Below are 9,541 nucleotides of genomic sequence, written 5' to 3'. Positions count from 1 at the left end.
CTCCATCAGCAAAAGGGGATGATAAGTTTATCACCACCGACTATTTGCAACAGTGCCCAAGGGATTTAGTTTGGAAAAAGCCAGCACCCGATAGCGTGACGCCAGGCTGCAAGGATTTGTCGCAGGAGCAAACTCTCCCCCCTCCTGCTAACGCCGCGATTGTCATCAGCATGGATAGCAGCCGCGGCGGATTTAAGGGTTACCGCAGCGGATTACTCCTCTCCAATCCAGGTGCCGGTTTTATGCTGCAAAGCCGCGTGAATGGCATTCGGACTGGTAATAAGTCCCTTCGCACTTCTCCCTTTCGACTGGCTACGCGACACAAAATCAACAATCGCTTCGACCTTGGGCTGCATACTTCCTTCACCAAATTGCCCTTCTTTGAGCAATTGTTGAGCCTCAGCGATAGTCAGGCTATTGATCCCCCGCTGCTCGGGCGTACCAAAGTTGACAGCAACCTGTTCAACCCCAGTGGATATCAGCAGTAATTCGGCATGGAGTTTATCTGCTATCAGGGCTGAGGCTAAATCCTTATCAACAACCGCCTCTACACCATGCAACATTCCATCACGATCGCGAACAACGGGAATACCGCCACCGCCACAGGCAATCACAATACAACCGTAACGCAATAACTGAGCAATGGTTTCAAGCTCAATAATTTCCAGTGGCTGAGGTGATGGAACGGTACGTCTCCAGCCGCGCCCTGAGTCCTCCATGATTGTCCAGCCCAGCTCTTTCTGGCGCTGCATAGCGGTATGGCGATCCAGAAACGCGCCAATGGGTTTTGAGGGGTGGCTGAACGCGGCATCATCTTTATCGACAAGGGTTTGCGTCACTAGTGAGACTATAGGTTTGTGAATACCGCGCCGCTGCAGCTCATTTTTGAACGCTTTCTGGAACATATAACCAATCGCTCCCTGCGTATCACCCACCGCGTAGTCGAGGGGGACCGGAGAGACTTCCTCCCGGGATATTTCAGAACGACGCAGAATGAAGCCGACCTGTGGCCCGTTGCCATGAGTTAACAACATTTCCCAACCGACCTCGATCATATCGCAAAGATAGCGAACGGAATCAGTGACACACGCATACTGTTCATCAATACTATTACGCTTGTCATCGGCAATGAGCGCATTTCCGCCCACGGCCACAACGGCTAAAGGTTTACTCATTCGGGATTCTCCTCAGTGAGCTTTTGCGCAAGAGCCCGAATCGCTGCACTAAAGCAGGCCATCGGAGCCGTGGTGATTCCGGCGCCAATCTGGCCAACGCCGGCTTCCTTATGGGCGATACCGGTGTTGATAATCGGTAGTATGCTGCGATCGACAACTTTACGCGCGTCGATACCGGCCGCGGTCGGTGAAAAGTTCAGGGCAGGTAGAGTAAACGCAGGGTTTGAGCCCACGGTAATAAACTGCATGCGTCGGCTATTTTCAGTTGCATCAGCGGGGGTCCCCCCCACAAATTTAACGATGGCCGGGGAAGATGCCATCGCAAAGCCGCCCACGCCTGCGGTTTCAGTAATGGCGCTATCTCCCAGATCAGCCGCGGCGTCCTCTACGCTATAGCCAGGGAAAAATAACCCTTCTACCGGGTTGGCCGGCGCCTGGAACCACTGGTCACCAAGGCCCGAGAGCCGGATACCGAAGTTGACGCCATTTCGTGCCATAACAGTCACTAGCGAGCTGAATGGTACATTAGCGGCGGCATCCATCATCGACTTACTTGCCGCCATAGAAAGATTCAGGAAGAAATGATCGTTACCAGAAATAAATGACACGACCTTCTGAAGCTGGACGTTCGGTAAGTTACATCTCAGCAGCACGGGAAATAAACGCTTAATTAGCAGCCCCGTCGCGGCGGCATTACGGTTATGTACCTCATCCCCCATATGCAACGCCTGAGCCATTATGGGTTTTAGTTCAAGCTCACCCAACTGGCACACCGCCGCTTTCATTACCGGGCCTAATTCCTGCGATATCCATGTTAAGCGCTCCAGGACCTCTTCATTGTTCGCCCCAAAGCGTAAAACTTTGCCCAGGCCTTCATTAAAGTTACTGAAGGCACGCTTGCCGTTAGTTTTATTTTCGATTACCCACAACGGCATCGAAGGACTAATAACGCCGGCCATAGGGCCAACGGCGTCGTAATGGTGGCACGGAGCAAGGGCAATTTCGCCATTAAGAACCAAACGAGATGCCACATCTTTACTTGCCGCCCAGCCTTCAAACAATATTGCGCCGATAATGGCACCCTTGACCGGCCCGCACATCTCTTCCCAAGCGATAGGGGGACCGGCATGCAGAATTAATTTTTGTTCCGCCATTGCCGGAATCGCCACAGCCGCGGTCAGGACATCCACTAATACCGGCTGAGCGTCAAGATAGCGCCCCATTGCCACCTGATTGGCGCGCTCCACGACGGGATGGTTAATAAGCCCCGCGAGGGACAGCCCGGTAAAACGATCCCCTTCAGCGGGCGGCTGCCAGTTCAAAGGAGTGACCTCTCCCCCGGCTTGCCTGATATTATCGGCAAAACTGGCAAGGCCTTCGTTAATCACATTAAGTGACTGAGAAAATAATGAGTTCATATCAGTTCCTTATTTATTTCCCAGATTATTTACTGCGCTGGCGGCCCAGCATGTAGCCTGAGCGTTGCTGTCAGCGACCAGAACGCCATAGCGTCTCAAGGCGCCAATTTGCACGCTACGCTGTTGTGGATCGCTCTGTGTTCCACAAACATGGGCTATTAATAACGGGCTGGCCGCTCTGTTGGTAGCATTGAGCAGTTTCAGTAATTCTTCGGCTGGCTCCGGTGCTGCGCCATAGCCAAGAACAAGATCAAAAAGCACAACCGCCGTTTGCGGATCGTTAATTTCAGCGATAATCCGCTGATTACGCAGCGTCGGGTCGATCATGGGGTGTGGACGGCCGCGGGTGAAATCATCATCCCCCATATCAATTAAGGTATGCCCCTCACTCTGCCAGATATTATTTAGCGCTAAGTTTCCTTTTATTGGCGTATTAGAATGGGCGGTTATACCATTACGCTGGCAAATTAACTGACTTTCATAACAAAATGTTCCGCCCGCAAAAACGCCCCGTATATATCTACGTGAATTATCGGCGCCGTTAATCTGCGTTTGCTTTTGAATAAATTCATCTTCAGTACAGCATGCTGATGACTGCGCCTGCTGAGCGGACTCTGGCGCAACAAACGACATAGCCAGTTCAGCGGCCTCTGCCAGCGTTAATGCGGCAACAACACCTGGCCGCGTAACGCTCTGCGGTGCAGCACCTAAAAAGTTTACAACAACGGGTTTTCCTGCTTTCTGCGCTTGGGTGAGAACCCTTTCCGCAACGTCATAGGCTGGCGGTTTGGAAATAAGGACAATCACCTGCGTCTCATCATCTTCCGCCAGGGCATTCAGCCCCATCAGCATGCTGATACCACCAATTTCCTCGTGTAAATCATGGCCACCGGTCCCTAACGCCTGGGAAATCCCTCCGCCCAATTGATCAATGCGGCAGGTGACTTCCTGCAACCCCGTGCCGGAAGCACCAACAATGCCAATACCCCCTCTGCGGACAACGTTAGCAAACCCCAGCGGGATCCCATTAACAATCGCCGTACCGCAATCAGGCCCCATCACCAACCGATTTTTCTGCCGAGCAAGGGTTTTGATCGCTTTTTCCTCGGCGAGACTCACATTGTCACTAAACAGCATGACATGCATACCGAGCTCAATAGCTTTGATTGCCTCGGCGGCAGCATAATCGCCGGGAACGGAGATCAGCGCCAAATTAGCCTCTGGATCCTGTTCAGCCGCCATAGCCAAGCTGGTAAACTGTACCAGCCTTCTCCCGGCTTCTGTATCAGCCTGCGGCTTACTGTTAAGTTTCTCCTTCGCCAGTGCCAGTGCCTGCTCGCAGGCCTCATCTTCCCCCATAATCGCAATAATAAGATCGTTAGGACCTGCAGCAATATTGTCGCCCAGCCTTGCGTCTCTTAATTGAATAAGATTGGTCTCACTTCCCATCACAACGGATGCCTGCTTAATACCAGGCAAATTGATGATGCTTGCGGAAACCTGCATTAGGGAAACGGAATCCTGATAAAGATTTTTAAAAATACCGTGTAGTACTTTCATGTAGGCTACCTGTTCATTCGCCATTGCCATAAGAAATCAGCAACAATTAGTCGTAAGAGGGAAAATCCCTCCGGTAAAACACATCGTGTTATGCCTTAATGAATGCGGGTTGACGCACGTATGCCATGAAGTAGTCCAGCCAGACAATCGACTCCGGAAGAGGCGCCAAACCGCATGACAGCTGTCGCCGCCGCCGCAAGAGGCGAAGGTGAAAAAGGCGCCGATAGGTGCGTCAGCAGCTGACAAATCGCTTCAGAAAAATGGCCCTCCGTCGCGCGCTTCAGATAATGCTGGCTAATATCATTGGTACGATCCAGCCTCGATATAATAATTCTGGTAAGCGCCCGTCGATGCCTCGAAATAATGTCCTGTGGCAAAAAAGAGATGGCTGCGAGATATCCGAGAAGATAATCGTCGCCATCGGGTGTCAGACCGAAACCAAAACCAATTAATCCGTCAACCAGCTGGCTAATCTGCTGCTCATTATCTTCAATGGCGATATTTACTTCGCGCAATGGTCGATTTACCTGTTTAGCCATATTATCGGGCAACAGCATAATTGCACTTTTGATCGGATATCTCTGACTGTACACTTTTAATTGCTCAGCAAGAAACGTATATTTCCTTTCAGTTTCCGTCATTATTAATGGATATAAGTCTGTTTGCTGCCAACGTTTAACATGGCGTATATCCATTTGCCAAACCGGGTTGCTGAATATACCATCACCGAACGTAATCCCCGCACGCCCGGTACAACGCCAATCCCAGTTCGCCGGTACGCTAACAATAATAGTATCAGGATGATTTAAACCGGTGTGCTCCGAAGCCAGTATCAGTAATTCACCATCAGACAACAATAAATTCATCGTATTTGTAAAGCAGCTGTGAACATTTATTTGTTGATTCCCGGCATCGTTCAGACGGTCAATGGCCAAATACCCGACCGTAACGGGAATCAGTGTTAAAGATGTCATATTTCACCTCCATCGGAGAATTACCGATAATGATTCAACCTTATATCCACCACAAGTAAAAATAAATAATTGGCCATCTTCCATTGGTCAGGTAAATACCTGCCAGAGACTGGAATCATAAAATATCATTTATACGGCAGAACAATTCAATAAAAGCGAAAAATGAATTAAATAAATAAACTTCAACCCTCGCGATTTCAGCTAACGGATGGTTCAGGTGATCGCGGAAGAACCAGATTCAATATAATTGCCGCCATTCCACCAATCGCCACACCCGACTCCAGGAGCACGGCCAGCGATGGCGAAAAGGCATCAAAAGCGTCTTTCGGCGCCAGGCCAAACCCCAGTCCGAGTGCGAGAGAGGTTGAAAAAACCATGGCTGCTCGCTGGTCGAACGGTCCTGAATCCTTAATCTGGGCGACGCCTGACCCGACGATAGAGCCGAACATAATCAGAGACGCTCCACCGAGCACCGGTGCCGGCATTCCCGCGACCAGGGCTGAAAATTTGGGAATCAACCCAAGTGCAATCAGAACCACACCCGCTGAGGCAACCACATAGCGGCTTGCCACGCGAGTGATACTGATGACCCCTATATTCTGGGCAAAACAGGTCAGAGGAAAACCGTTAAGCAGCGGCGCGACAATCGAGCCGATACCATCGACTGAGATTGCGCCAGACAAATGCTTATGCGTGATCTCTCTGCGTACCGCAGCTCCCGTACCGTATGTATTACCAATGCTTTCCAGTACGGCGGTAAGTTGAGCAATCATCATGATGACAATGGCCGAATACGAAAAAGTCGGCCAACCAAAATGCAGCAAATCAGGAAAAGAGACCCAGGAAGCATCCTGCACGTGGTGGAGGTCAAGAATGCCGAGCAGTGCCGATACAACATATCCCAGCATAATGGCAATAATGACGGAAAACGATGATAACAAGCCTTTTCGCGACTGGCTGGCAACCAGTAATGCCACCAGCACAACGCCGCCGATCAGAAAACATACCGGCTTGCCATAAAGTTCACTATGCCCACCAGCAAGCCAGGTGAATCCCAGCGGCAGCAGCTTGATACCAATCAGTGAAACAATAGTTCCGGTCACCAGCGGAGGAATCAGTTTCTGCACTCTTCCAATAAAAAAACTGAGGATCCAGGCGACAAACCCGCACACCATGGATGCGCCAAACACGGCCTGGATCCCCATCTGCGACCCCACCGTGATACTGGGTGCAATGAAGACAAACGCCGAGCCCATGCAAATGGGCAACCGGGATCCCAGATGTCCTAAACCAAGGCATTGAATCAGCGTACCAGTACCGCTAACAATCAAGCTGCCCTGGACCAGAACAGTAATATCCGTACTGGGCAGACCAAGCGCCATGCCCACCACCAACGGTACGGCTACCAGACCTGAGAACAGCACCAGCACGTGCTGAATCCCCATTAACAGCAAAGATAGAAACGGGGGCTTCTCATCAATTCCGACAAAGTGGTTATTCATGTGCATCACCTCTCATCGTAAAACCAAGTCCGGCTCGCTCCCTGCCCGGCAGGGCCGCCCCGCGGTTGTTCTGGCGCAGGAGTGAGCGTGATTAACCGCTCGTTCCCCCTTGCCAGGCTGCTTACACTTTCGCGATTACGCTAATGGGACCGCCGCCATCTGGCCCCTGATGCTCAGCCCCCCCGGAGACATACACGAGCGGGTCACGTGTAATTGCGGCAATGGCTGCATTGACCACGGCCCGGGCCGAGCGGGTATGGTTGATATCAGAGTCGTCCTGCATCGTATTTCTTCTTCCCCGCACCGTTCCTGTGGAGCTTGCTTCAGCCTTGGCCAACACATTTACGATCCGATCCAGCTCTTCCTGCGGCGGCAGACCGTCAAATTCAAGACCGGCTTCACGCATAGCGGCAAACAGGGCATCGATATCAATAGCATCCTGCATCACCGCATGCCCGATGCGCAGATCGCTGGTCGTGTTTTCAGCGTTTCCGATAACAATAATTTCATCCTTCAGAAGTTCCACACCTGCCGAAGTAGACGCCACACCGGAATAAAGCGTCCAGTCCTGACAAATGACCTTATCGTTCAACGCATCTTCTGACACTTCACCGAGGGCCAGCGCGACGCCGAGGGCGGATGCCCCTCTGGAGTAGGCCATTGATTTATACGTATCATGAACAGCAACGGTTTGACCGCGCACTCTGGCGTCCTCAATACGATCTGCCGTCAGTAAAGGACACTTGATTTGCACAAAATGAACATCCTGCGGATCGGTAATGCCAGCATCTTTCATCGCAATACGCACCCCTTCAGCGACTTCTTTCACCTGCGCCATTCTGCCAATTTCTTCTGGGAGAAAATCCCGGGTAAAGGCAATACCGGCTGCCAGACGTTTACCTTCCTTTGCGGGTTGATCCACCTCTTTGCGGGTAAACACCGTCAGATGGGGCGACATTACGCCTTCCGTGCCGCCTGACATGACAAATGCGATCCGCTCCTGTACGGCGCTGACGGACATATCTAATTGCTCAGCCATGAAGATAGAGAGGCTTTGCGTTGCAAAACCGCGGGTAAAGTCGTTAACGCAACCATTACCTTCAGTTTTACCCAATACAGCAATAATATCACGTGGATCAACACTACCATTCTCAATCAAATTTTTCAGACCAGATACATCATCCGGCGATGCAGTTGGAATACGGAACACTTCAACTTTTTGCATAGTGTATTTCCTCTTTTTCAGATACCAGGGACAGCAAGTTTTGTAAGATGTTTTATAAGAAGAATCCCATGATGCACAGTATCGCCGCAACGCCAGCCATATAAGGTGCATTAATTTTAACAATTCGCTGAATATCCAGCTTGAATGACTGTGACAGTGAAGCCACGTTGATTTGAACCGGGCTCATTTGCGTGCCCACACCTACAGCAAGTGCCGCCAGACCAATTTGTGTAATAGAAAGCCCGGACTCCACCATAATCGGCATGACCAGGGTACTGACCCCCACGCTGTATCCTCCTGCCGGAATCGAGATGCAAAAAGCAATAAATACAGCCACGGGTACGGTAACAAAGGCGGGTGATGATTTAATAAATTCAGCAATGTAGGTGAACGTACCAATTTCCGCCAGTATGTTGATAAAACCGAGGAAAATGCCAATTGCGAATAGTTTTGTTAGCAGGAAAGAAGAGTTCTGTACCAGTTCTTCAGCCAGCTTACCGGGAGACTGACGTGTTACTGCAAAACCCAGCATCAACGTACTGAACATATTAAATATCGGGCTAAACAGCGAATAATCGAATAACTCATTCAAGTTTTTGCCTGCCACAACGACTACCAGAAAATATACGGGAGGCATGACCTTAATTAACTGTTCTTTCAGCGTAACATCGGACATCGTATCCTCATCCTGCAGGACGCTTCCGCTTTTCCAGACGCCGAATGCAGCGATAGTCATTCCCAAAGTCCACAAGCAGACGGTAATGGGGAACATCGTATCGCTATAGGTTGCAATTTCAATGTTGGCAATTTTTGAAATAGCGGCCGCATCGGCCCCTGAAGGTGACGTCATAAAGCTCGCGGCAGTCACAATTGCCATGCCCGCTATCAGCTGTGGAACAGCACCTACAATCGCCAGCGCAAGAGGCCCGGTTACCATGGTATTACCCGCCCCAAGCCCTGCGGCATAAGTTGCTAACGCCTGAGTGAGTACAATCGCCGCCGCAATGAGATATTGCTTTCGGCCAAACACTCTGCGACTCAGACCGAGCAACGCTTCAAAACCACCGAGTTTAGCCAGTACCAACGCCACAGCAGAATAGATAACCGGGGTGATAATTCCCGTCATCCCGGGAATTGATGTCATAACGATCTTACTTGCCTGCGAAAAACCGATGCCACCAACCAGCATCGCGGTTAGTCCGCCCACCAGTCCTGCCAGAATCATATGCTTATTTCGCAAAACGAGTATCAGCATTACCAACAATGGCAATAACACGACTATTTCCATAAAAACATCACCGCCGTAATTTTATTATTCACCAGAATTAAAATACCGGATCACTGTATAAATTAGGTTTCACTAACACAGGCAATAATTAATCATCTTTTCTGCTACTGACAACTTACGATTATTATTGAACTAAAAAAAGCAAAATTATTTATACCTCAACAACGATTTATTTGTATCTCACCAGCCCACTACGGCTAAATGTGAGCCACTGCGCATCGACTAGGCTTCCAGTCAAATTATTTGAGTCAACAGATTCGCTCGCATCAAATTTTTACATGTAAAAAGGTCGTCTGGCGCAGATATTATAGGAAGCTGGATATTCTTCATCCGATCTTGTCGGCACTGTTGCAAATAGTCGGTGGTGATAAACTTATCATCCCCTTTTGCTGATGGAGC

General features: G+C 50.1%; 7 protein-coding genes. All 7 read right to left on the bottom strand.

Annotated features, from left to right (window positions below):
* Nucleotides 1-212: 212 nt before the first annotated feature.
* The 7 genes from ACOTYN_RS25195 to ACOTYN_RS25165 all read right to left on the bottom strand — a co-directional run bounded on the left by ACOTYN_RS25195 (nucleotide 213) and on the right by ACOTYN_RS25165 (nucleotide 9,142).
* Nucleotides 213-1,175, bottom strand: a complete 963-nt coding sequence (locus ACOTYN_RS25195) for a carbamate kinase (protein WP_001549941.1) — start codon at nucleotides 1,173-1,175, stop codon at nucleotides 213-215.
* Nucleotides 1,172-2,593: a DUF1116 domain-containing protein gene (locus ACOTYN_RS25190; RefSeq protein ID WP_001549942.1), complete on the bottom strand. Its 1,422-nt coding sequence runs from the start codon at nucleotides 2,591-2,593 to the stop codon at nucleotides 1,172-1,174. Before ACOTYN_RS25190 ends, ACOTYN_RS25195 begins: the two co-directional genes overlap by 4 nt.
* 9 nt (nucleotides 2,594-2,602) lie before the next feature.
* Nucleotides 2,603-4,153 (bottom strand): acyl-CoA synthetase FdrA, encoded by a 1,551-nt coding sequence (fdrA, locus tag ACOTYN_RS25185; RefSeq protein ID WP_024194858.1) that lies wholly within the window; start codon nucleotides 4,151-4,153, stop codon nucleotides 2,603-2,605.
* 95 nt (nucleotides 4,154-4,248) lie between these two features.
* The gene (locus ACOTYN_RS25180; RefSeq protein ID WP_044257108.1) at nucleotides 4,249-5,127 is read right to left on the bottom strand and encodes a DUF2877 domain-containing protein; all 879 of its coding nucleotides are present in this window, start codon (nucleotides 5,125-5,127) and stop codon (nucleotides 4,249-4,251) included.
* 197 nt (nucleotides 5,128-5,324) lie between these two features.
* Complete coding sequence (locus tag ACOTYN_RS25175; protein WP_001549946.1) at nucleotides 5,325-6,629, bottom strand: uracil-xanthine permease family protein; 1,305 nt, start codon at nucleotides 6,627-6,629, stop codon at nucleotides 5,325-5,327.
* A 121-nt stretch (nucleotides 6,630-6,750) separates the two neighbouring features.
* A complete protein-coding gene (locus ACOTYN_RS25170) occupies nucleotides 6,751-7,854 on the bottom strand; it encodes a ring-opening amidohydrolase (protein WP_001549947.1) in 1,104 nt (367 codons plus the stop codon).
* A gap of 52 nt (nucleotides 7,855-7,906) precedes the next feature.
* The gene (locus ACOTYN_RS25165; RefSeq protein ID WP_001549948.1) at nucleotides 7,907-9,142 is read right to left on the bottom strand and encodes a hypothetical protein; all 1,236 of its coding nucleotides are present in this window, start codon (nucleotides 9,140-9,142) and stop codon (nucleotides 7,907-7,909) included.
* Nucleotides 9,143-9,541: the final 399 nt, after the last annotated feature.

Source organism: Enterobacter cloacae complex sp. IR5458, from assembly GCF_049238025.1.
Classification (GTDB): Bacteria; Pseudomonadota; Gammaproteobacteria; order Enterobacterales; family Enterobacteriaceae; genus Enterobacter; species Enterobacter kobei.
This window is presented reverse-complemented; position numbering and strand designations above follow the sequence as displayed.